Source organism: Acinetobacter sp. ANC 4779, assembly GCF_004331055.1.
GTDB lineage: Bacteria > Pseudomonadota > Gammaproteobacteria > Pseudomonadales > Moraxellaceae > Acinetobacter.
Genome location: NZ_SJNU01000011.1, coordinates 1 through 22,389, shown reverse-complemented (window position 1 = coordinate 22,389; position 22,389 = coordinate 1). Strand labels below are relative to the sequence as shown.

Below are 22,389 nucleotides of genomic sequence, written 5' to 3'. Positions count from 1 at the left end.
GCATAGAAGAAGACTGAACTTTAAAAAGATTGAGGTATAGCGCAATGCAACAACTGAATCCATCCGAGATCAGTGCGCTCATTAAACAGCGTATCGGCGATCTGGACACCAGCGCAACCGCTAAGAACGAAGGGACCATTGTTATGGTTTCCGACGGTATTGTGCGTATTCACGGCCTTGCTGATGCAATGTACGGTGAAATGATCGAATTCGACGGCGGCTTATTTGGTATGGCACTGAACCTAGAACAGGATTCAGTGGGCGTCGTTGTTTTAGGTAACTACTTAAGCCTTCAAGAAGGTCAAAAAGCGCGTTGCACAGGTCGTGTATTAGAAGTTCCGGTTGGTCCAGAACTTTTAGGCCGTGTAGTAGATGCTTTGGGTAACCCAATTGATGCTAAAGGCCCAATTGATGCTAAATTAACTGATGCTGTTGAAAAAGTAGCACCAGGCGTAATTTGGCGTCAATCAGTGGATCAACCTGTACAAACTGGTTATAAATCAGTAGATACAATGATCCCTGTAGGCCGTGGTCAACGTGAGTTGATCATTGGTGACCGTCAAACTGGTAAAACAGCAATGGCGATCGACGCGATCATCGCGCAGAAAAACTCTGGCATTAAATGTGTATACGTAGCAATCGGTCAAAAACAATCGACTATCGCTAACGTTGTGCGCAAGCTGGAAGAAACTGGCGCTATGGCGTATACAACTGTTGTCGCAGCAGGTGCATCTGATCCAGCAGCAATGCTGTATTTGGCTCCGTACTCTGGCTGTACAATGGGCGAATACTTCCGTGACCGTGGTGAAGACGCGCTTATCATTTATGATGACTTGTCTAAACAAGCTGTTGCGTATCGTCAAATTTCATTGCTTTTACGCCGTCCACCAGGTCGTGAAGCATATCCTGGTGACGTATTCTATTTACACTCACGTTTACTTGAACGTGCTTCACGTGTATCTGCTGCATACGTTGAGAAATTCACTAACGGTGAAGTTACTGGCAAAACTGGCTCATTAACTGCATTACCGATTATTGAAACTCAAGCCGGTGACGTATCTGCATTCGTACCGACTAACGTAATTTCGATTACAGATGGTCAGATCTTCTTGGAAACATCATTATTCAATGCAGGTATTCGTCCTGCTGTGAACGCGGGTATCTCTGTATCTCGTGTTGGTGGTTCTGCGCAAACTAAGATCATCAAAAAATTGTCTGGTGGTATCCGTACCGCTTTGGCGCAATACCGTGAATTGGCAGCGTTTGCTCAGTTCGCTTCTGATCTTGATGAAGCAACTCGTAAACAGCTTGAACATGGTCAACGTGTAACTGAATTAATGAAGCAAAAACAATATGCTCCATATTCAATTGCTGACCAAGCTGTTTCAATTTATGCATCTAACGAAGGTTATATGACTGACGTTGAAGTGAATAAAATCGTTGCATTTGATGTTGCGCTTGTTTCTTACTTCCGTTCAGAAAACGCTGCGTTAATGCAAAAAATTGACGAGACTGGTGCTTGGGATAAAGAAATCGAAGCTGCATTCAAAGCTGGTATTGAAAGCTTTAAAGCGACTCAAACTTACTAATTTTAGCAATAGCTAAAAGCTAGTAGGCTTGGTTCACGGAATCAACCTTCGGAGGCTTGAAAAAGCCTTCGAATACTAGGTTAAGCGTATGGCAAATTTAAAAGAAATTCGCGCCAAAGTAGCTAGTATCAAGTCGACGCAGAAAATTACGCGTGCGATGCAGATGGTAGCTGCTTCTAAAATGCGTCGTGCGCAAGAGCGCATGGCTCAAGGCCGTCCGTATGCCGAAAATATGCACCGTGTAATTGCTCATTTGGTCCAAGCGAATCCTGAATACAAACACCGTTATATGGTTGAACGTCCGGTAAAACGGGTTGGCTATATCATTGTTTCTTCAGATCGTGGCCTTGCTGGTGGTTTGAACATTAATCTGTTCAAGAAAGTGGTTAAACACGTCCAACAGCAACAAGAGCAGTCAATTGAAGTTCAATTTGCTTTAATTGGTCAAAAAGCGGTTTCGTTTTTTAAAAACTACGGCGGTAAAGTGCTTGGTGCAAACACTCAAGTGGGTGATGCTCCTAGTCTTGAACAGTTATCTGGTTCTGTACAGGTGATGTTGAATGCATTTGATAAAGGCGAGTTAGATCGTATTTATCTAGTGTCTAACGGCTTCGTGAATGCCATGACTCAAAATCAAAAGATTGAGCAACTCGTTCCTTTAGCAGCTGCTGAAGAAGGCGAGAATCTAAACCGTTCATACGGTTGGGATTATCTCTATGAACCAGAAGCTGAAGAGCTATTAAATGGTTTATTGGTTCGCTATATCGAGTCTGTGGTGTATCAGGGTGTGATTGAAAACATCGCATGTGAGCAATCTGCACGTATGGTGGCAATGAAAGCTGCGACCGACAATGCGGGTGACATCATCAAGAGCCTACAACTTATTTATAACAAGCTGCGTCAAGCCGCGATTACTCAGGAAATTTCTGAGATCGTTGGTGGTGCCGCTGCCGTTTAACATTATTTTGAATTGAGGAGACAGCAATGAATAGCGGTCGTATCATTCAGATCATCGGCGCGGTAATCGACGTCGAGTTTGAACGCAACAGCGTTCCTAAGATCTATGACGCTCTCCATGTTGAAGGTACTGAAACTACTTTAGAAGTTCAGCAACAACTTGGTGATGGCGTAGTTCGTACTATTGCAATGGGTTCTACTGAAGGCCTTAAGCGTGGTTTGAACGTAGTTAACACTGGTGCTCCAATCTCTGTACCTGTAGGTACAGCATGTTTGGGTCGTATCATGGACGTTCTTGGTCGCCCAATCGACGAAGCTGGTCCTGTTGCGACAGAAGCACGTTTGCCGATTCACCGCGCAGCACCTTCTTATGCTGAACAAGCGGCTTCTACTGACCTTTTAGAAACTGGTATTAAAGTCATCGACTTACTTTGCCCGTTTGCGAAAGGTGGTAAAGTTGGTCTGTTCGGTGGTGCCGGCGTTGGTAAAACTGTAAACATGATGGAATTGATCAACAACATCGCGAAAGCTCACTCAGGTTTATCTGTGTTTGCTGGTGTTGGTGAACGTACTCGTGAAGGTAATGACTTCTATCACGAAATGAAAGATTCTAACGTTCTAGACAAAGTAGCAATGGTCTACGGTCAGATGAATGAGCCACCAGGAAACCGTTTACGCGTAGCGTTGACTGGTTTGACTATGGCGGAATACTTCCGTGACGAGAAAGACGAAAACGGTAAAGGCCGTGACGTATTGTTGTTCGTTGACAACATTTACCGTTACACATTGGCTGGTACCGAAGTGTCTGCACTTCTAGGTCGTATGCCATCTGCAGTAGGTTACCAACCAACTCTTGCAGAAGAGATGGGTGTTCTTCAAGAACGTATTACATCGACTAAGTCTGGTTCTATTACGTCAATCCAAGCGGTATACGTACCTGCCGATGACTTAACAGATCCATCGCCTGCTACAACGTTTGCTCACTTAGACGCAACTGTTGTATTGAGCCGTGACATCGCATCATCTGGTATTTATCCAGCGATCGATCCACTAGACTCAACTTCACGCCAATTAGATCCGTTAGTGGTTGGTCAAGAGCATTATGAAATTGCACGTTCTGTACAGAACGTATTGCAACGTTATAAAGAGCTTAAAGACATCATCGCGATCTTGGGTATGGACGAGCTTGCTGAAGAAGATAAATTGGTTGTTTACCGTGCGCGTAAAATCCAACGTTTCTTCTCTCAACCGTTCCACGTAGCTGAAGTATTTACTGGCGCGCCTGGTAAATTAGTATCTCTTAAAGAAACGATTCGTGGCTTTAAAGGTCTTCTCGCTGGTGAATACGATCACATTCCAGAACAAGCGTTCTATATGGTTGGTGGTATTGACGAAGTTATTGCTAAAGCCGAGAAACTTTAATTAGCTACTCTAATTTAGGAGATTCTCATGGCGACTATGCAATGTGATGTTGTAAGTGTAAACGAGTCTTTGTACTCGGGCACTGTAACGATGCTAATTGCAAAAGGTGCTGGCGGTGAGTTGGGTATTATGCCTGGCCATGCTCCGTTGGTAACTTTGCTCAAGCCAGGCGCAATTCGCGTTTTGCTTGAAAATGGTACAGAAGAGTTAATCTATGTATCAGGTGGTGTTCTTGAAGTTCAACCGCACGTGGTTACGATTCTTGCAGATACTGCAGTTCGTGCACACGATTTAGATGAAGCTGCAATTCTTGAAGCGCGTAAACACGCTGAAACATTGCTTGCGAATCAAAAGAGCGAGTTGGATACTGCTGCTGCACTTGCTGTTTTGGCAGAAACTGTTGCTCAGTTAGAAACGATCCGCAAAATCAAAAACCGCGCTCAATAAGAGACGGTTCGAGATTAAAGAAACCACCCGGAAGGGTGGTTTTTTTATGCCCAATTTTTTTGGAAGTTTGCACCTTCAGAGTTTGGCTTTATCGTTGGTTTTTTAATGTTTATAGTCAATGGGATAGGGAAGTCATTTCCGATAATGACTGCCTCACCAGGCTGAAGGCTAGGTAGAAAGTCTGAAGCTGCTTTATCGATTTCACCACAAGCTCTTTCTACAATTTCACGATCTCTGTCATTTGTAAGTCTATGAACGATCAATGTGCCAAGCTGACTTAATACACCTTCGGTAATATCTCTTGGTCTTTGAGTAGCAAGGCAAACATTTAGTCCAAATTTACGTCCTTCTTTAGCAATTAGTTCAAAGGCATCCAACTTCGCTAAAGTATCTTCATTGCCAATACTTTTTCCAATAAAGTTATGAGCTTCATCTAAAAATATCACAATAGGTTTTTGAGTGAAGCTTTGTTGCCTTGCTTTATTTAAGAGAAATCTGCCAATTACATTAGAAATAACTTCTCTCGCTTTAAATTCAAATCCAATGGCACTCATATCAATGCGAAGCAATCTCTTAGTCGGATCTATGTAGAAGCTAAGTATTTTATCTGCAAAAGAGGGCAACATATTTTCTTTAAAAACAAATTTAAAAGTATGTGAGTTTATGATTCCATTTATGCGTGTTAATAAGGAAAGGCAATGATTGAAATTGAACTCATCAAACTTATAAAAATTTTGAGAAACGGTTGTATATTCTTCCTTAATTTGGGCACATAACTTGTTAGGGTTAAATTTAGTATTAGGCATTTCTAGTAAATATCTGTCTGGGATAGATCTAATAGCTGTTTTGTAATTTTCTTCTAGTCTACCAATTTTTTTAAAAATATCTTCTTCTATAAAGTCTTCATGCAACTTTTTGATTTTCAATAATTCTACTAATCTCAAACTTCTAATAGCTTCTCTAAATTTAGGACCTTGTGATTTACCTGCTGGTTCGAATAGTGCAATAAAATCAGTTTCTTCAAAACACTCAGGGGGTATTGAAATTGGAATAGAACCTCTAGCAGGGTTAATCGGTGATGCTAAATGAACATTCGTTACTGTGGAATCAGAAAATTCTGCATATTCACCTGTTGGATCAAGAAGAATAATTTTGGAATTATGTTTTAAACATTCTTCTAAAATGCGAGCAGTTGTATAACTTTTCCCCCCACCTGTAGCTCCAAGTATTCCTAAATGTCTGCCAAATAACTTTTCAGGCGTAATAGAAATACTGCAACTTTGATCGAGATCAATTGAACCAATTTCTAAAGTAATATTAGCCGCATCTTTTTGCATTTTTTGAGGAATTGATGCAATGAAATCATGAGGTGCTGAATAAATTAAATCATTAATACTTGGATAGTAATCAACGCCAGCAGACACTCTTAGAGTATCCATTTGAATTGTGCCTAGGAGTTGAACCTTCCCAATAATTTCCAAGTTTGATTTGGCTAAATCATCTTTTTTAATTTCTATAATTCTGCCTAATACCAGATTTACTTGGCTTTCAATTATGACAAACTCCCCAACTTCACCTTTACCATAACGGTTTCCTCCAAAATATATTGGTTCATGTTGATTATTGATATATTCGAACTGAATACTATTCGCATCAATATAATTAACTTTCCCAAATAAAAGTTCAGAATTAATAGTACTTTTAGTCATGAATACCTCCAAAAGCTAAACGTAAGCTTTCATAGAGGTTTTCTGCTGGTGATAATGCTGTTAAGTCTGGAATGATTTCTGAAAATTTTCCAAAGTCACAATTAATAAAAATTAACTCATCATTTTTTCTTGTATTTGCTACATGCTTAAACCTATCCCAATAGGGGGATGGGTTTGAGGAGATTTTAGCAAAATCATCTTTTAAACTCGGTGTAGCAATGATCACTTTAAGATGAGGATTTGAATAAATTGCCGATAAAATTGGTTCTGATAGATGATCATCATTAAATCCGAAACCAGTAATGATAAGACAAGTATTAGGCTCTCTTAATCCCTGTGTAAATCGAGAAATTAGTTCTAAATGTGGTTGAATATATGATTGTTGATACTTGCCTTTAGCAGGAAAAATCATACAACTATTTTCAGCCGTAACATTATTACCTTGTTGAATAGAAAATCCATTTTCTCTTTTCCAGTTTACTGAGCCGTGTAATTTATAAAGCTGGAATACGCCTTCAAGATAATGGACATTATTGGAACTTATACTCTGATTACGTTTAACAATATCTAAATCAAAAAATTTAGGGTCATAGAACCGTGGAAAGGAAAAAGAAAAACCATCAATAACAGTGATTCCTAATTTGCTGGCTGCATCTTCAAAACACGTATCATAGTTAGTTGTAAAAAGCTTAATACGTGAATCTTTTGATTTTCTTTTAGATAACTTTCTTATAAATTCACGATGGTTAACGAGTTGCCTTTGATCATCTTTTATGAAATTACAGGTATCCAAAATAATCTTTTTACATTCAAGAATAAATTCTGATGTTGTAAGACAGTGACTCTCAGGTGAAATTTGAATAAATGCTTCGCAATGAGATAAACATAATTCTATATTTTTATTTTCATCTTTAGATATATCAAAACCATTTTCTTTAAAACTCTTGGTAGATAGAGCTTTCATTTTGTCTTGGGTACATAGTTCCCATAATTTCCACATTGAAGGGCCTTGTACTATGGGACCTAATGAAGTCCCACTTCCTGCTAACACCATAATATTAGGCATCTGAATAGCTGTTTTTAGCTTTTGAGAAAGACTTTCTAATGTCTGCTTTTGCAGCTCAAGCCTCGTCTTCTCAGTTTCTATTTCAGTTGTTGTAGAAGTAGGGGGTAAAGTTACGGGAGGATCATCATTATCAAATTTATTCCAATCCCCATTGGTAGAATCATAAAGCTCAAAAATATTTTTTTTCATGTAATTAAGTAATTGAGTAATAATTAAACTATCTTATTTGTTTGTATATTAATCGACAAGTTTAAACCTTACTAATTTTAAGACATACTGAATAACTCATCTAAAGTTGTATATATTTTATTCATATCCTGTACTAGGCTAAATTCATTCAATTAACAAGATTTATCTTCAATGAACCTCATCGAGCATGAACCCCACTTTTGGGAACTCTACCGAGAGTCTGAACATTATTATCTCAGCATTGCTGTAGATATGAGTTCAGTCGTATCTTGCTGGGACTTGATTTTAACATCAAATGAAACTCAAACTTATAAACAGCAGGGTCGAATAAGTATTCAAGAATTGGCAAAATCCATGGTTGCTGCAGCTTATAAAGGTGATTTTTCCATCATGGAAAGCCGTTTAGCCAAACTTGAAGCACAGCAAGCGATGCAGGCGGCGTTTAAAGCATGGCGTGAACAGCGAGATCAATTGATCAGAAAAGACTAGCATGACATAGGTAAAACGGAAAACTCTCCATTCCCCACAATATTTATCTTAAAGATTTCATAAAAACTGTTTGAGCTATTTTCCTAAACTAAAATTCTAATTTTTATTGTCTTTTAATAGGGCTGACCTGAGCTAACACCAGTCGATTTACTTGTCATTTTACCTCCTAATCAATTGCTTTAATTTTTCAGCTTTAGGAGCATGGGTGGGGGGAAGTATCGTATTTAGATTGATCAGACTATGAAATAGGTCGAGAATTTGTTCAACTACTCATAGCTTTTACCCTTTCTAAGTAATGTTTTGAACCAAACTGTAAAGCTACATTCACATCAAAAAAATACGTGATAAGTTAATTATTATATAACACGCAGAAAATTTCATTCATTAGGTAACGTATAAGGCCTATGCAAATTTGATTATTGGCAAATAAGAAGAGAAAAATTATGACGTATCAATCAATTAACCCATTTACCAATCAACAAAATAAAGAATATTCCTCCCACACAGAACAATATATTCAACAATCGCTTGATCAAGCCCAGCAAATTTTAAAGTCGGACTGGTCGCAAAAAGCTGATTTAAGAGTCGACGTATTAAAGAACATGGCTAAGCTTTTAAGAGAGAAAAAGTCTGAACTGGCCAAGCTTATGACTCAGGATATGGGAAAACTGATTGAACAAAGCGAAGGCGAAATTGAATCCTGCGCTCAAATTGCAGAATACTATGCCAAGAAAGCCACAGAATTTTTAGCCCCAGTGAACTATCCAACAGATCATGGTGAAGCTTGGGTGGAACATCATCCGCTGGGTATTATTATGGCGGTAGAGCCGTGGAATTTCCCATTTTACCAACTCATGCGTGTCTTCGCACCGAACTGCGCGATTGGTAATCCTGTGTTGGCCAAACATGCCGGAATTGTACCGCAATGCGCTGAAGCGTTTGAAAAGTTAGTATTGGAAGCAGGTGCGCCAAAAGGCGTATGGACGAATTTATTTATTAGCACGGCACAAGTTGCAGATATTATTGCAGACAAACGTGTGCGCGGTGTGGCACTCACCGGTTCAGAAGGTGCAGGTAGTGCGGTGGCGGAACAAGCAGGTAAACATACTAAGAAGTCGACACTCGAGTTGGGCGGAAATGACGTGTTTATTGTACTGGATGATGCAGACTTAGAAAAAGCGATACAGATTGGTTGTAAAGCGCGGGTCAACAACACGGGTCAAGTTTGTACGGCAGCGAAACGCTTCATTTTGCATAAAGATATTGCTGAACAATTTAAAGCAGGTTTAGTAGATGCATTTAAAGCATTAAGAACGGGTGATCCGATGGATCGTTCAACAACCTTGGGGCCTCTATCGTCTGAAAGTGCATTAAAAAATCTGGTGAAACAGGTTGATAAAGCAGTTCAGCAAGGCGCAACCTTGGTTTTAGGCGGTAAAGCGATTGATCATGATGGTTACTTCTATGAACCTACAATTTTAGAAAATATTAGCCGAGAAAATGAAGCATGGTACGAAGAATTCTTTGGCCCGGTGGCGCAAATTTATGTGGCACAAGATGATGATGAAATCGTAAAGATTGCCAATGATTCAAACTATGGTTTAGGGGGTGCAATTCATTCGCAAAATATTGAGCGTGCGAAGAAATTAGCGTCACGTGTAGAAACGGGTATGTTGTGGATTAACTGGTTAACCGATTCTGCTCCAGAGTTGCCTTTCGGCGGCGTTAAAAACTCAGGCTATGGTCATGAACTGGCTGATTTAGGTTTTAACGAGTTCGTACAGAAAAAACTGGTAGTTGTTAAACATTAAAGTGGTGTCTTAAAGCGATCTTCGGATCGCTTTTTTATGTTCAATGCCATTAAATAGGCTTGACCAGAAACTCTCCATTCCCCACAATTTTCACCTTAAAAATTGCCTCAAACCCTTCATCTAAACTGGGCTGTTCTAATCGCTTATACGTCGCTCGAACACCGACTTCAGGAATGTTGGCTTTGCCGGTTCTGTGGCGATTTCGCTCTAAAGCACTGTTTAAATCCGTTTCAAAGAAATAGCAAATCACTTCAAACCCGGCGGCTTGAGCACGTTCAATATAACGTGCACGATCTGCTTTACTCGGGTTGGTATTATCAATGACACATTTGGCTTGACTGGCTAAGCACGCTTCAAAAATGAGATTTTCACGATGTCGCGTTTTCAGCATATCCAGATTAATTCTCAAGTGGCTATGATGCAAATTCAGTAAATAAAAAGAGGATTTACCTGAAGCCTGAACACCGCTAAAAATAATCAGTTGCATGAAAAATCTGCGATTTATAAAAGACGATCTTGATTAAATCATGCAATAACCGATATGGCGAAAATTAATGTGAATGGCAGGATTTTAAATGCACGATTTTTCGTTATTGTTAAGTCATGATCAATTTGACCTGACCAATTCAATGATGCTGAATTGATCTGTCTAAATGATTTTATGTATTAACTTTCCTGATCAGCTTCATTCTGTTCTGCTTCATCCTGACCTTGAGGAATCATCATTCCAGCCAGTTTGATCATTTCCATCTGGATGCTGCCCATCTGTTTTTCAATTTTCTTGAAATCCACCTGACTCAAGTCGACATCTCCATTTAACAATGGGGTAGCCAAAGCTTGCTGATTGGCTTGCATAATATTTTGACGAATCGAATCAATTTCCTGACTTTTTAGGTTCAAGCCAGTCAATGCCTGATTAAATCCAGTCAGTTCGTGTTGCAGATTTTTCGCAGTAGCTTGCAACTGCTGTTGATCTTTATCATTAATCGCGGTTTGCAACTCACTTTGAGTTTGCTTAAGCTGTTCAACATAATCACCGGCTTTCAGTTGCATATCCGCAACATCACGCACGATATAAAACATGTTGCCACTTTTCAGTTCAGCCTTAGATGTTACTGCTGATTCTTTAGATACCGGTTCAGATATTTCGTTTGATTGTGAAGTTTGGGTTTCTGTTGAATCAGGTGAGTTTGCTTGTTCACAACCAATCAATAACAGACCCGCACTAAACATCACAAAAGGAGAAACCACATTTTGGATGAATTTTTTCATAATCAATTCATATCATTACTTTAATGATGGTTAATATAAGGGTGAAATGTGGAGAAAAAAATGATTGTTGCAAAGCGATAACAAATTTATTTTCCGGCATTAAAAAAGAGTACCGAAGTACTCTTTTAGCACCAAGATTGCTGGAATTAACCGCCAATAATTTTAATGATTTTGTGACTCATGACATTGGTTAACACATAATCGCCATTCACTTTAATCCATTGCTGGTTTTTACCAGGTTTGCTTAATTTTTTAAATTTTTTGTGATCCACTTTATAGCTTTGACCATAGTATTGAGTTGGGACTTTTTGACCGACTCTCCAGTCATGTGACGGATTTACTGCTTTTTTATGGACAGCATGCTGATGCTGTTGAACAGGTGCTGTATGGTGATTTTGAATTTGATGAGATTGACTGTAATGATCTTGTGGGGCAGCCATTGCAGGTGCAGCCACTAAAGCAGTGGAAAATGATAAAACAATTGCTTTTACGAGAATATTCATACTTCACCTTTCATTCATGGCGGTTGGTTTATAGATTCATCCTATACCTAAGCTCTTGATAAATAGTGAACGTGATGTTGTTGAATCATTAAAATAAAGGATGAAGTGTGAAGCAGGGAACATTATTTTTATGGTATTAAATTATTGTTTTCAATTTAAAATAGTAAGCACCTACACGGTATGTAGATGCTTACATTTTGGTTAGAAATTACTTGGCAAGTTCGGCATTCACTGCATCAACAATACGTGCATCATCTGCAGTAATATCCGGTGCAAAACGCGCCACCACTTCACCCTCTTTATTCACCAGGAATTTTTCAAAGTTCCACAGCACTTCCGGTTTTGGATTCGGTGTTAAACCATAATCGACCAGATCTTTCCACCAAGGCCCTTCACCCATACGTTCTGGTATGGCTTGAGTCAAAGTTTGATAAAGCGGGTGCTTGTCTTCACCCGCAACTGAAATTTTAGAAAAAAGCGGGAAATCCACCTGATAATTGAGTGAACAGAATTCTTGAATTTCGTCATCAGAACCTGGTTCTTGTGCCAAGAAGTTATTGGCCGGAAAACCTAAAATCTCAAGTCCTTGATCTTTCTTGTCCTTATACAGTTTTTCTAAACCTTCATATTGTGGCGTTAAACCACATTTAGAGGCCGTGTTTACAATGAGCAGAACTTTACCTTGATATTGGTTCAGTGTCGTTTCGTTGCCTTGAATAGTTTTGACAGGAATGTCATAAACGGAATGGCTCATTCTATTGTCCTTAAATACTTGAGATAATCACTGTTTTGTTTTAACGGTTATTAACGCTATCGACAAGCCTTTATTTTATTTTGATTTGTAGATTAATTTTATTCGGGCTAAAAAAAATAAAAAACAGGCCAATAGACCTGTTTTTTAATATTAAGCTTAGATTAAGCTGCTGTTTTGGCTTTGTTTTGTAAAGCCTGGGTTTCAGAGACCAATTCTTTTTGCAATGCAGTGACACGGTTTTGAAGCTCGGTGATTTTCGCCTTATCCGGGGGGTTGGCAATACTTGCTTCAGAAAATTCCACACCCACATTATTAGATTCTTTAATTTTTCCCCGTAATGCATCGACTTCTGAACTTTTCAGGTTTAAAGCATCTAGGTCTTGGTTAAAGCGTCCAATATAGGTTTTCATTTCGGCAACAATTGTATTTAAAGCAGCTTTGTCACCTTTTTGTGCAGCTTCATTGGCTTTATTTTGCAAAGCAGAAGCTTCTTTGCTTCGGCTGGTAGAGAGGGTTTCGATCTGGTTTAAATCATTTTTAATATCTGCAGCATTGTTTGTGCTTAAGACAGCAGTTGCGGGCTGAGTACTAGCAGGCGTAGATACCGCTGAGCTACTCGTCGTTGACGATGCAGGTGCTTCATTATTTGGTTTTTTATCACATGCTGTTAATGCCAAAGCGGCAAAACACAGTGAAGCTAATAATCGTTTTTTCATAATGCATCCTCACAGGTTTACATCACTAAACCTGATTCTATTCATTCAAATTTAAAAAATATGGCACATACTGGGTGGAGTCCAACTGTTAAAGTCGCATATCTGACTGGCTGCTGACTATGGTGTTTTTGTTGGTAAGCTGCTGCAAATTGCAAAAAGAGTTATTTATTTAATAACATGAAAATTTAGATATCACGTAATTGTGCAGGGGTTTGTTCGGTATAACGCTTAAAGAATTCAATAAAACTGGAACTGTGCTGATAGCCCAATTCATAGGCCAGTTTCTTTACTGTTTTGCCTTGGCGAATCTGGGTGATGGCATATAAGATTTTGGCTCGATTGCGCCATTCCGATAAACTCAACTGCAATTCCTGCTGGCTTAAACGCAGTAAATGTCGTTCGCTGATGGATGAGTCGCTAACAAGTTGCTGCAAGCTTTTGTGAAATAGCGCTGGACTGGCCAATTGCTGTAATAGGGGCTGAAGCACAACATGCTTGGTTTGTGGCAAATAATGCTCATACGCTGGTGCAGTTTTCAGCTGATCGAATAATACCTGTAATAAATGCCGATAATGCAGCGTGCTTATGCCTTGCTGTTTTTGTTCCAGAATTTCATGCACCAGATGTCGAAGAAAGGGGCGAATGCTTAAAGTCTTGGTGCAAGATGCAAACTGGCCACATAGCGAAGGATGAATGCGGATACAGACATAGTGGGTGATTTGTTCATCCAGTGCGATAGAGGTATGCGCTGTTTGGGGTGGCAACCAGAGGCCATAATTCGGTGGTGACAGATAAATTTGTCCCTCTATTTCATATTCCAAAATACCGTTCAAGCTGAAATTAAAATCGCCCCATACGGAACTGTGTGGCGCAACAATTTCATCCTTTTGATAAAAGAAATCATCTACTTCTATATAGCGCTCAATATGTTCCAGCATGTCTATATCCTTATCCTTGTTCTAGGTTCTTCTATATTCCTGCATCCATTTCATAAAAAGAATGAATTTTAATTACACAGCAGTGAAACGATCTAGATGTGTCTGTAGCTCAATATTGATGTCTGAAATCCGATATTCTAATTATTTCAGACTTCGATGAAAATGGATAATAAATATTCTAGTGTGAGGAAAGGGGATGACACTGCAAAGCAAACCACTCTGGTGGGCACTCGCTTTGCCATTGCTGGCGGTTTTAATCTGGTCCATGAATATCACCGTAACACGCTATGTGGCAGATTATATCTCTCCAGTGAGTATCAGTTTCTATCGCTGGCTAGTGGCGTTTCTGGTATTAACCCCCTTTATGCTGAATAAAGTCTGGCATGAACGTCAACTGGTTGTTAAACACTGGAAACAGCTCGCCGTATTGGGTGCCTTTGGCATGGTGTTGTATCAAGGGTTGGGCTATACCGCAGCACATTATACGACGGCAACCAATATGGGTATTATCAATGCCTTCATTCCCGTGTTTACCATTTTTGTTTCCATGTTCATGCTTAAGGAGATTCCTAACCGTTTTGCAGTGGTGGGCAGTATTTTATCTTTTGCCGGTTTGCTCTATGTGATGGCACAGGGAAATCTGCTTAATCTGATACAGTCAGGCGGTCATCTGGGCGATGCCATGATGGTACTGGCGGTATTTTTCTATGCTTTTTATGGTGTATTTCTTAAAAAGTGGCAACTGCAAATTCCATTGATGATTAGTTTGTATGTGCAGATCGCTTTTGCCCTGCTTTACCATTTACCCTTTGTTTTATATTTAGGACTCGATGCCATTGATCAACATAATGTCGCTAGTGTGCTGTATGCCGGTATTTTTCCATCCTTGATTGCACCCTTAGTCTGGATGCTGGCAGTACAAATGATTGGGCCGAACCGAACCAGTATTTTTATGAACTTAACGCCGGTCTGCACCGCAATTATTGCCTATGTATGGTTAGCAGAAGCATGGACGATTTATCACAGTATTGGGGGAGTCATCATTTTACTGGGAATATTATTGGCCCAGAAGAAAGTACCCGCAGTAGCAGCAGAAAAATTGAATGCTTAAGTGAGAAATAGATGAAAAAACCAACAAACGCATTTATTTTTTTACTTGTTATTTAATGGAAGTGGCAAAGGCCTAAGCATTTTACCAATAGATTGAAACGATTTTTTTTAAAAAAGATGATTAAAAAATAGTGAGATAATTTAAATTTTTAAGAAAATATGCTGAATGTCTCATAGTTTTTAAGTGTTTTATGAGATAAATAATCTATTTGTATAATAAAAAAATTTATTAGATAATGCTTATATAGTGAATGTTTAAGTGATTATTAACGAAATTTAAACTTTTGCAACCAGATTCACAGACCCTCTGGATGTGATTTATGCACATCCTTTTTTATGCTCAGCCGTCCCTATATGGTTGAGCTTTTTTTTGCCTGAAAATTAGTATGATTTTACCAATAAAAATGATCCGCATTAAGCGCGAATCACTTCACCTGTTTCAGCATCAATAATACGGCTCGGTTCTTGGCTAAGCCCCAAATCACCATTCAAATAATTGATCTGAGTTGAAAAATATTGATTGGCTTGTTGCAGTGAGTGAGCAGGTTTGCCACCGGCAGGATTGGCACTGGTCGATACAATAAAACCATTAAACGCATTGCATAGCGCTACGCATAAAGGATGGGTGGTGACACGTACCGCCACTTTAGCATGGTTGCCCTTAATCCAGTTGGGAATATGGTCACCTGCAGGCAATAACCAGGTGCTTGCTCGTTCAGTGGGAGAACGATGACTCCAAGAATCAATCACTTTTTGATGCATTTCTGCAGTGAGGGATTCTAATAGAGGCTCAACTTGCGCGATCTGTGCGGCCAATAAAATCACCCCTTTTTCAATCGGGCGTTGCTTTAAGCGTAGAATTTCGAAGAAAGCCTGTTCATTAAAGGGATCACAGCCTAAGCCCCAAACTGCCTCTGTAGGATATGCTAAAACCTGTCCTTGTTTTAAACATTCAGCAGCTTCGGCAACAGAGGTGGTAATCATTGAATTTTATCCCTTCAAATACATTTAAAGGCTTATTGTGAACCTTATTTGCTTGGACGACAACGTAGATACAGGCCCGCCTGTTGCATACATAATCCAAGTAATTCTAATTCCATCAGTTGACTGGTCACTGTGCCGATATCTGATTGCAGCTTAGCAACAATGCTATCTATGTTTTGCCCGACCCAATCCAGCTGGTTATATAGGCGAGTTAGGTGAGGCAGTAATGCAGTGGGTACTTCGTTGGGTGCTTGAAGGCTATTCGAATTTTTTACCTGTTCAATCTGTTGTTGATTTTGCCATTGCGTGGGCAGCGCCAAATCTTCAATCACCTGCTCCGGATGGTCGACCAAAATAGCACCTTCACGAATCAGTTGATGGCAGCCTTGATGATGCTCACTATAGATATGACCTGGAATAGCAAAGATCAATTTACCTTGTTCGGCTGCCCATTTTGCCGTAATTAAGGAACCACTTTTCAGTGCGGCTTCTGCAACGATAACACCCAGACTTAAACCGCTCACGAGGCGATTGCGCCGTGGAAAATGCTGTTGTAAAGGCGGTGTTCCCGGTAAGAATTCAGTCACCACTGTCCCTGACTGGGCAATAATCTGTTGTCGCAGTTGCTGATGTTGGGTCGGGTAGGTCTGGTCTAATCCTGTGCCCATCACAGCAATGGTTCGACTGTGGCGTAAAGCACCTTGATGTGCGGCTTCATCAATCCCTTCAGCTAAACCACTAATAATGTAAAAACCTTGATCACTTAAATAATAGGCAAAATCATAAGCCACCTGTCGTCCGTGGCTACTCGGTTTTCGACTGCCAACGATGGCAACTTGCGGTTGCAACAAGGCTTGAGCATCACCTTGACCAAACAGAATAGGCGGTTTTTCAGCATAGGGTAGTAGTTGAGTGGGATAGTCAGGATGGTCGAAAGTCAGAATGAAGTCGCTATGTTTTTGAATCAGAGCAATACAATGCTGAAATTGCAGCTGTGCTTCAGGAAGATGAAAATCTTGCAGACGCTGAATATGGTTTTTGTGAATGCCCAGCTTTTTCCATGTTTCAATTTGATCAGGCTGTGTTGCCTCAGCCAGATGGGGATAGTGTTTATTGATTTTATAAAAGCTGGTCAGCGAGTGGTGTACCAGAAACCATAAACGAATGTAGTCCAGCTGCACGGAGCTTAATGAATTGAGCATAACGAGACCTTTAATGATGTCTTCTTTTTATTGTTTAAAAAAATAAAATGAGGCTGAATCTCAGCCTCATTTCTAGATTTTGATTTAAGGATTAGTCATCCATAAGCGGCGGCTGAATGCCAGCACCGACTTTAATCGGTAATTCGCTATCAAGCACATAGGCATAGCTTAAGTTTTCGAAGCTTTTGAATACCATGATATTACCAATACGCTGTCCAGGTAATTGAACACGTTCTTTGGTTTTTGGATCGGTAACGATTTCACCTTTTTGGTTAACAGTCAGCACGTGTCCAACTTGAATTCCTTGCAAACTACCACGGTCAATGGTCACTACACTGTGTTTTGCTGCAGTACCAATTGATCCCATTACGCGAACAATTTGGCCCCCTGCAACCACATCTTCTGCATTGGTTGGGTAGAACAGGGTTGGCAGCATTGGATCATATTCAGGTAGAACGCGATCACCACGACGAACTTCAGCATTATAAGTATCTGTCAGTTCAAGGGTGGTAATGTCATTTTCACCGCGAACAGCAATACCTGATGCGACTTGAATTAACTCAAGACCAGCATTGTATTTTTTACCTTTGGCATCGGTAAACATATACGGTTCACCTTCACGGTAAACGGCATAGCGTTGACCCACTTCCAGCCCATTGCCGCGTGCATAAACAGTTTGACCTTTGGCAGCCATTACACGTTGATCGGCTGTACCTAAAATGTATGGCGTACCTTGAACCGATTCAGATGCCACAATGGTACTGCGTTCTAACCAGTGTTGGATGTATTCCAGCGGAATCACGGGAATAGCATTATTTAAAGACTCGATGCGAACCTGAGGTTGTAGCTTGGTGCTGCCTCCGGTATAGCGACGGATAATCCCTTCACAGCCATCACCTTCATCTTTACCGATGATTGGTTTGCCATTATAGGTACACATCAGCAGGCGGTCGCCCGGGAAAATCCAGTGCGGATTTTTCACATGTTTGTTGCTTGCCCAGATTTCAGGCCAACGTACCGGATTTTTCAAAAATCTTTTGGAAATATCCCATAAAGTATCACCTTTTTTCACCACATAAACTTGTGGTGCTCCGGCTTTTAAAGCAGGTGGATTGACATTTCGGGCAGGGGCGGCTTCAGCAAGGCTAACCATCCCGATTCCAACACTTACACATACGGCAAGTGCCAATAATTGTTTTTTAAACCCCAAGGCACTAAAATTTGGTGCGCCCTTGAAAACCTTTTTCATTATCATAATTCCTAAAATTATGTATGTAGTTGCGTTATAATAACGATATTACACACATTTTTTTGATGAAGCATTCCTTCATTTTGTTTTTTGATCAATGGCATAAGTGAGGACACCGTATGGCCTTATTACCTGTTTTAAGTTTCCCGGATCCCCGTCTTCGTACCATTGCTAAACCAGTCGAAGAAGTCACTGATGAAATTCGTCAGCTTGTAGCAGATATGTTTGAAACCATGTACGAAGCACCTGGTATCGGTCTGGCAGCAACACAGGTTGATCATCATATTCAGCTGATTGTCATGGATTTATCTGAACATAAAGATCAACCCATGGTATTTATTAACCCCAAAGTCACACCGTTAACTAAAGAAACTCAGCCCTATGAAGAAGGCTGCCTGTCAGTACCTCAAATATACGATAAAGTTGAGCGTCCGTCACGTGTAAAAATCGAGGCAATTAACCTTGAAGGTCAATCATTTGAGATGGAAGCAGACGAACTTCTCGCTGTTTGTATTCAACATGAAATGGATCACTTAAATGGCAAGTTATTTGTTGATTATTTATCGCCATTAAAGCGTCAACGGGCACGTGAAAAAGTCGAAAAAACTGTTCGTCAACGTCAAAAAGACAAAGTTACAGTCAAACGTTAAGCCCAACGATTTAGATAAAATTAAAATTTACAAGTCCAATTTCGATTGGGCTTTGTTATACTTGGGTTAGACAAATTTTAGGGTTTGCTGGTGCTTCTGCGTAGTGGTCTACTGTTCGCTTGTATGGCCGTATTTTTACAGATTTCTGTTTTTTTACAGCCTTTGCTGCCGGAGCAATATCAGATTGCGCCGGTCTGTGAAACCATTACGCGTGCATTATTACTCAGCCCTGGCGCTACTCATCAATCTTCTGCTTCTGAACATTCCCATCATCAAGTCAATCATGACACTCAACAGCATGATTCGCATGCCGGGCATGATCATGATGCCAGCCATCAGTGTCAGTACTGTACCGTCTACGGTAATTTAGTTTTACCGCCAGAATTGGATGTGAAAGAAGTTTTAGATCGTATTCAAATTCGTTTATTGGCATTCCAAAAGACCTTTAGTCATGTCTGGTTTGTTTTACAACGACTCTTTCTGCTGCCGCAAGGGCGTGCTCCACCACTATTTGCATAATTCAACCATTTGGATGTCTGGGTCTTGAATGACTCCAGCACAGTTGTATTTATGTCTTAGTGAGATTTAAAAATGGCTCAACCTAAATTTTATTTACAGCCTCTTGCGGCTGCAATTTGTATGGCTTGTTATTCAGCTTCGGTATTTGCCGAGCAACAAAATACCATCGTTCAAACTTTAGCGCCGATTGTGGCGACGGCCCATTCAGGCAATGATGCCAATGGACTCATTGTGCGTGCCGATCCGAAACAGCCAATCCAGCCGATTCCAGCCAGCGATGGTGCTGATTATCTGCAAAGCATCATGGGATTTAGTTCGATCAAAAATGGCGGCACCAATGGTGATGTCACTTTCCGTGGCATGTTTGGTTCGCGGATTAAAATTTTAGCGGATGGCACAGAAAATTTGGGTGCCTGCCCAAACCGTATGGATGCGCCAACTTCCTATATTTCACCGGAAAGCTATGATCGCATTTCGGTGATTAAAGGTCCGCAAACGGTTCAATATGCCAATACCGGTTCGGCTGCAACCGTCATTTTTGAGCGCGAAGCGGAAAAACTGAATCACGATAAGCCTTACCGAGGTCAAGCCAGTGTGCTGATGGGTTCATATGGTCGTCTGGATCATAATGTTGAAGCGGCAGTTGGAGATGAGAAAAAATATATTCGTTTAAATGCCAACCGCTCTGTTTCAGATAGCTATAAAGATGGGGATGGCAAAACCGTTCCTTCGGATTGGCAACGCTGGAATGCTGATTTAGCATTGGGATGGACACCGGATGAAAATACCTGGATCGAACTTACTGGCGGCAAAGCAGATGGCGAAGCGGTCTATGCAGGTCGTGAAATGGATGGCACACAGTTTGCCCGTGAAAGCCTCGGTTTAAGGTTTGAAAAGAAAAATGTTACCGATGTTATCAAGAAAATTGAAGGGCAAGTGAACTATAGCTATAACGACCATGTGATGGATAATTTCCGTTTACGTACGCCACCAATGGTAGAAATGAATCATGGTGGAATAATGATGGAAATGCCAAACCCATCAGAAATGCAAGTCACGCGTCGTACCTTGAATTCACGTTTAGCGATGACCAGTGAATGGAATAAATGGAATTTGATCACTGGGGTAGATTCTCAGTTTAATAAACATGGTGGCAGTATGTCATCGCCGACAATGCCAACGATGAATGTTCCATTTAGTAGTGATATGCGTTTCCAATCTTATGGTGCTTTTGGTGAACTCAGTTATCAATTGAGTGAACAAAATAAATTGGTGACGGGTGCACGCGTTGATCAAGTCAAAATTGATGCACTTAAATTGAATGATAGCCGTTCTGAAACCTTGCCAAGCACATTTATACGTTTAGAAAGCCAGCATCCAGAACATGACGCCAAAACCTATATCGGCCTAGGTTATGTCGAGCGCATGCCAGACTATTGGGAACTGTTCAGTACGGCACATGGTAATCTCGGTACGGTCAATGCCTTTAATGGCATAGATACGGAGAAAACCCTACAGCTTGATTTAGGTTATCAACATGAGCATGGCGCACTCAGTTCTTGGGTGTCAGCTTATGCTGGCTTAATTAATGATTATATTTTAATGAGCTATCACATGCATAGCATGCCGGGCATGATGAATCATGGCACAAGTCATGGCAAAACGGCAGGAGCTAAAAATGTGGATGCGACCATTGCAGGAGCAGAAGCAGGAATTGGCTATCAACTGACCGACCATCTGCAAGCAGATATAAGCGCGATGTATGCTTGGGGTGAAAATACCACCGACAATAAACCTTTACCCCAAATCTCACCTCTGGAAGGGCGTGTCAATCTGCGTTATGTGCAAGATCAATATACTTTAGGTGCATTGTGGCGTGTGGTAGATAGTCAAAATCGTATCAGTCAAGATCAAGGCAATATTGTGGGGTATGATTTAGGTGAAAGCAGTGGTTTTGGAACTTTGTCGCTGAATGGCACCTACCATATTCGTGATGGAGTGGATCTTTCTGTAGGTATTGATAACGTATTGGATAAAACCTATAGCGAGCACTTAAATAAAGCGGGTAGTGCAGGCTTTGGTTTGGCAGCGGATGAGCAATTTAATAATATTGGTCGTAACTACTGGGCGCGTGTCAGTATGAAGTTCTAATTGTTCTAAAGTATTCTAAAAAACCACTGCTAAAAAGTAGTGGTTTTTTAATTTCTGAGCTTTGAAACTAATTTTACAATATTTATATTGAGGATTTATCTATAGAAATAAGACCAAACAAAACAAGTTGTGTATATATAAAAAGCAAGTTGGCTAAGAATAAAACAAAAATAGAATGAGGATTAAGTAATACAAGTCGCGCGATAAATATTTTTATATTTTAAATTTAATTAAAACAATGATTTGAGTTTATTAGATGTGGGAATGAGTAGCTCGATTAAATAAAATTAGAAAAACATTAATATAATTTAAATATATATAACAGTAACTTATGTTTTTCTTGGTTTGAAAAACAAACACTCAAAATAATTTCTTAGCCAGAAGTATTGCAACCGCTCTGAAATGCTGTAGAATGCACATCCATCGGCGGTGATGTTGATTAAAACTTGTTGAGAAACAAGGATTTAGCCTAAAGGGTTTAAATCTGGAAGTCTTGAAGAAGTTTGGAAATAATCAATAAAACCTGTTGACTATTCTCGAGAAGAGAGTAGTATAGCCGACCTAGCTTGCTGGTGACGAATCAGCAAGAAGATCATTAAGAACTTATGAAGAACAACTTGTGTGGATTTTTACTGGTTGATCGATCGAAATTATTTTCATTG

The 22,389-nt window shown here is 40.0% G+C and carries 21 protein-coding genes; 10 read left to right on the top strand and 11 right to left on the bottom strand.

All coding sequences use genetic code 11. From position 1 onward, the window contains the following. Nucleotides 1–44 precede the first annotated feature (44 nt). The 4 genes from atpA to E0H80_RS12535 all read left to right on the top strand — a co-directional run bounded on the left by atpA (nucleotide 45) and on the right by E0H80_RS12535 (nucleotide 4,415). Nucleotides 45–1,589 (top strand): F0F1 ATP synthase subunit alpha, encoded by a 1,545-nt coding sequence (gene atpA, locus E0H80_RS12550; RefSeq protein ID WP_067864594.1) that lies wholly within the window; start codon nucleotides 45–47, stop codon nucleotides 1,587–1,589. An 88-nt stretch (nucleotides 1,590–1,677) separates the two neighbouring features. Beyond that, nucleotides 1,678–2,547 (top strand): F0F1 ATP synthase subunit gamma, encoded by an 870-nt coding sequence (gene atpG / locus E0H80_RS12545; protein ID WP_131267491.1) that lies wholly within the window; start codon nucleotides 1,678–1,680, stop codon nucleotides 2,545–2,547. A 26-nt stretch (nucleotides 2,548–2,573) separates the two neighbouring features. Continuing rightward, nucleotides 2,574–3,968, top strand: coding sequence for a F0F1 ATP synthase subunit beta (gene atpD / locus E0H80_RS12540; protein ID WP_067864589.1), 1,395 nt, complete (start codon nucleotides 2,574–2,576; stop codon nucleotides 3,966–3,968). Between the two features lie 27 nt (nucleotides 3,969–3,995). Continuing rightward, on the top strand, nucleotides 3,996–4,415 hold the full coding sequence (locus E0H80_RS12535) for a F0F1 ATP synthase subunit epsilon (RefSeq protein WP_067864587.1): 420 nt from the start codon (nucleotides 3,996–3,998) through the stop codon (nucleotides 4,413–4,415). Nucleotides 4,416–4,459: 44 nt separating this feature from the next. Here the strand turns inward: E0H80_RS12535 and E0H80_RS12530 are convergent, their stop codons facing one another. Then, nucleotides 4,460–6,124 (bottom strand): ATP-binding protein, encoded by a 1,665-nt coding sequence (locus tag E0H80_RS12530; protein ID WP_131366325.1) that lies wholly within the window; start codon nucleotides 6,122–6,124, stop codon nucleotides 4,460–4,462. Then, on the bottom strand, nucleotides 6,117–7,379 hold the full coding sequence (locus E0H80_RS12525) for an SIR2 family protein (RefSeq protein WP_131366323.1): 1,263 nt from the start codon (nucleotides 7,377–7,379) through the stop codon (nucleotides 6,117–6,119). Before E0H80_RS12525 ends, E0H80_RS12530 begins: the two co-directional genes overlap by 8 nt. A gap of 171 nt (nucleotides 7,380–7,550) precedes the next feature. Between E0H80_RS12525 and E0H80_RS12520 the strand changes: the two genes are divergently transcribed. Both E0H80_RS12520 and E0H80_RS12515 read left to right on the top strand, forming a co-directional pair. After that, nucleotides 7,551–7,868 (top strand): hypothetical protein, encoded by a 318-nt coding sequence (locus E0H80_RS12520; protein ID WP_131366321.1) that lies wholly within the window; start codon nucleotides 7,551–7,553, stop codon nucleotides 7,866–7,868. A gap of 443 nt (nucleotides 7,869–8,311) precedes the next feature. Continuing rightward, the gene (locus tag E0H80_RS12515; protein WP_131366319.1) at nucleotides 8,312–9,679 is read left to right on the top strand and encodes an NAD-dependent succinate-semialdehyde dehydrogenase; all 1,368 of its coding nucleotides are present in this window, start codon (nucleotides 8,312–8,314) and stop codon (nucleotides 9,677–9,679) included. 49 nt (nucleotides 9,680–9,728) lie between these two features. Here the strand turns inward: E0H80_RS12515 and E0H80_RS12510 are convergent, their stop codons facing one another. The 6 genes from E0H80_RS12510 to E0H80_RS12485 form a co-directional block, all read right to left on the bottom strand. Beyond that, nucleotides 9,729–10,166: an AAA family ATPase gene (locus tag E0H80_RS12510; protein WP_131366317.1), complete on the bottom strand. Its 438-nt coding sequence runs from the start codon at nucleotides 10,164–10,166 to the stop codon at nucleotides 9,729–9,731. Nucleotides 10,167–10,345: 179 nt separating this feature from the next. After that, nucleotides 10,346–10,951, bottom strand: a complete 606-nt coding sequence (locus E0H80_RS12505; protein WP_131366315.1) for a hypothetical protein — start codon at nucleotides 10,949–10,951, stop codon at nucleotides 10,346–10,348. Nucleotides 10,952–11,097: 146 nt separating this feature from the next. Next, entirely contained in the window at nucleotides 11,098–11,454 is a 357-nt protein-coding gene (locus tag E0H80_RS12500; RefSeq protein WP_131366313.1) for an RcnB family protein, read from the bottom strand. A 208-nt stretch (nucleotides 11,455–11,662) separates the two neighbouring features. Then, nucleotides 11,663–12,208: a glutathione peroxidase gene (locus tag E0H80_RS12495; RefSeq protein ID WP_131366311.1), complete on the bottom strand. Its 546-nt coding sequence runs from the start codon at nucleotides 12,206–12,208 to the stop codon at nucleotides 11,663–11,665. Nucleotides 12,209–12,369: 161 nt separating this feature from the next. Further along, nucleotides 12,370–12,924, bottom strand: coding sequence for a hypothetical protein (locus tag E0H80_RS12490; protein WP_131366309.1), 555 nt, complete (start codon nucleotides 12,922–12,924; stop codon nucleotides 12,370–12,372). Between the two features lie 185 nt (nucleotides 12,925–13,109). Then, nucleotides 13,110–13,862, bottom strand: a complete 753-nt coding sequence (locus tag E0H80_RS12485; protein WP_131366307.1) for a helix-turn-helix transcriptional regulator — start codon at nucleotides 13,860–13,862, stop codon at nucleotides 13,110–13,112. Nucleotides 13,863–14,058: 196 nt separating this feature from the next. On the opposite strand from E0H80_RS12485, the gene E0H80_RS12480 reads away from it, so the two are divergent. Continuing rightward, the gene (locus E0H80_RS12480) at nucleotides 14,059–14,973 is read left to right on the top strand and encodes a DMT family transporter (protein ID WP_131366305.1); all 915 of its coding nucleotides are present in this window, start codon (nucleotides 14,059–14,061) and stop codon (nucleotides 14,971–14,973) included. A 413-nt stretch (nucleotides 14,974–15,386) separates the two neighbouring features. Here E0H80_RS12480 and E0H80_RS12475 read toward each other — a convergent pair whose 3' ends face one another. From E0H80_RS12475 to E0H80_RS12465, 3 genes are all read right to left on the bottom strand, one after another. Beyond that, nucleotides 15,387–15,956 carry an L-threonylcarbamoyladenylate synthase gene (locus E0H80_RS12475; RefSeq protein ID WP_131366303.1) on the bottom strand — a complete coding sequence of 190 codons (570 nt, stop codon included), beginning with the start codon at nucleotides 15,954–15,956 and terminating at the stop codon, nucleotides 15,387–15,389. A gap of 44 nt (nucleotides 15,957–16,000) precedes the next feature. Next, a complete protein-coding gene (gene dprA, locus E0H80_RS12470; protein ID WP_131366301.1) occupies nucleotides 16,001–17,158 on the bottom strand; it encodes a DNA-processing protein DprA in 1,158 nt (385 codons plus the stop codon). A 91-nt stretch (nucleotides 17,159–17,249) separates the two neighbouring features. Then, the gene (locus E0H80_RS12465; protein WP_131366299.1) at nucleotides 17,250–18,407 is read right to left on the bottom strand and encodes a LysM peptidoglycan-binding domain-containing protein; all 1,158 of its coding nucleotides are present in this window, start codon (nucleotides 18,405–18,407) and stop codon (nucleotides 17,250–17,252) included. Between the two features lie 119 nt (nucleotides 18,408–18,526). Between E0H80_RS12465 and def the strand changes: the two genes are divergently transcribed. From def to E0H80_RS12450, 3 genes are all read left to right on the top strand, one after another. Further along, nucleotides 18,527–19,057, top strand: coding sequence for a peptide deformylase (def, locus tag E0H80_RS12460; protein WP_131366297.1), 531 nt, complete (start codon nucleotides 18,527–18,529; stop codon nucleotides 19,055–19,057). 90 nt (nucleotides 19,058–19,147) lie between these two features. Next, on the top strand, nucleotides 19,148–19,576 hold the full coding sequence (locus E0H80_RS12455) for a DUF2946 family protein (protein WP_131366295.1): 429 nt from the start codon (nucleotides 19,148–19,150) through the stop codon (nucleotides 19,574–19,576). Nucleotides 19,577–19,648: 72 nt separating this feature from the next. After that, a complete protein-coding gene (locus E0H80_RS12450; protein ID WP_131366293.1) occupies nucleotides 19,649–21,727 on the top strand; it encodes a TonB-dependent copper receptor in 2,079 nt (692 codons plus the stop codon). Nucleotides 21,728–22,389: the final 662 nt, after the last annotated feature.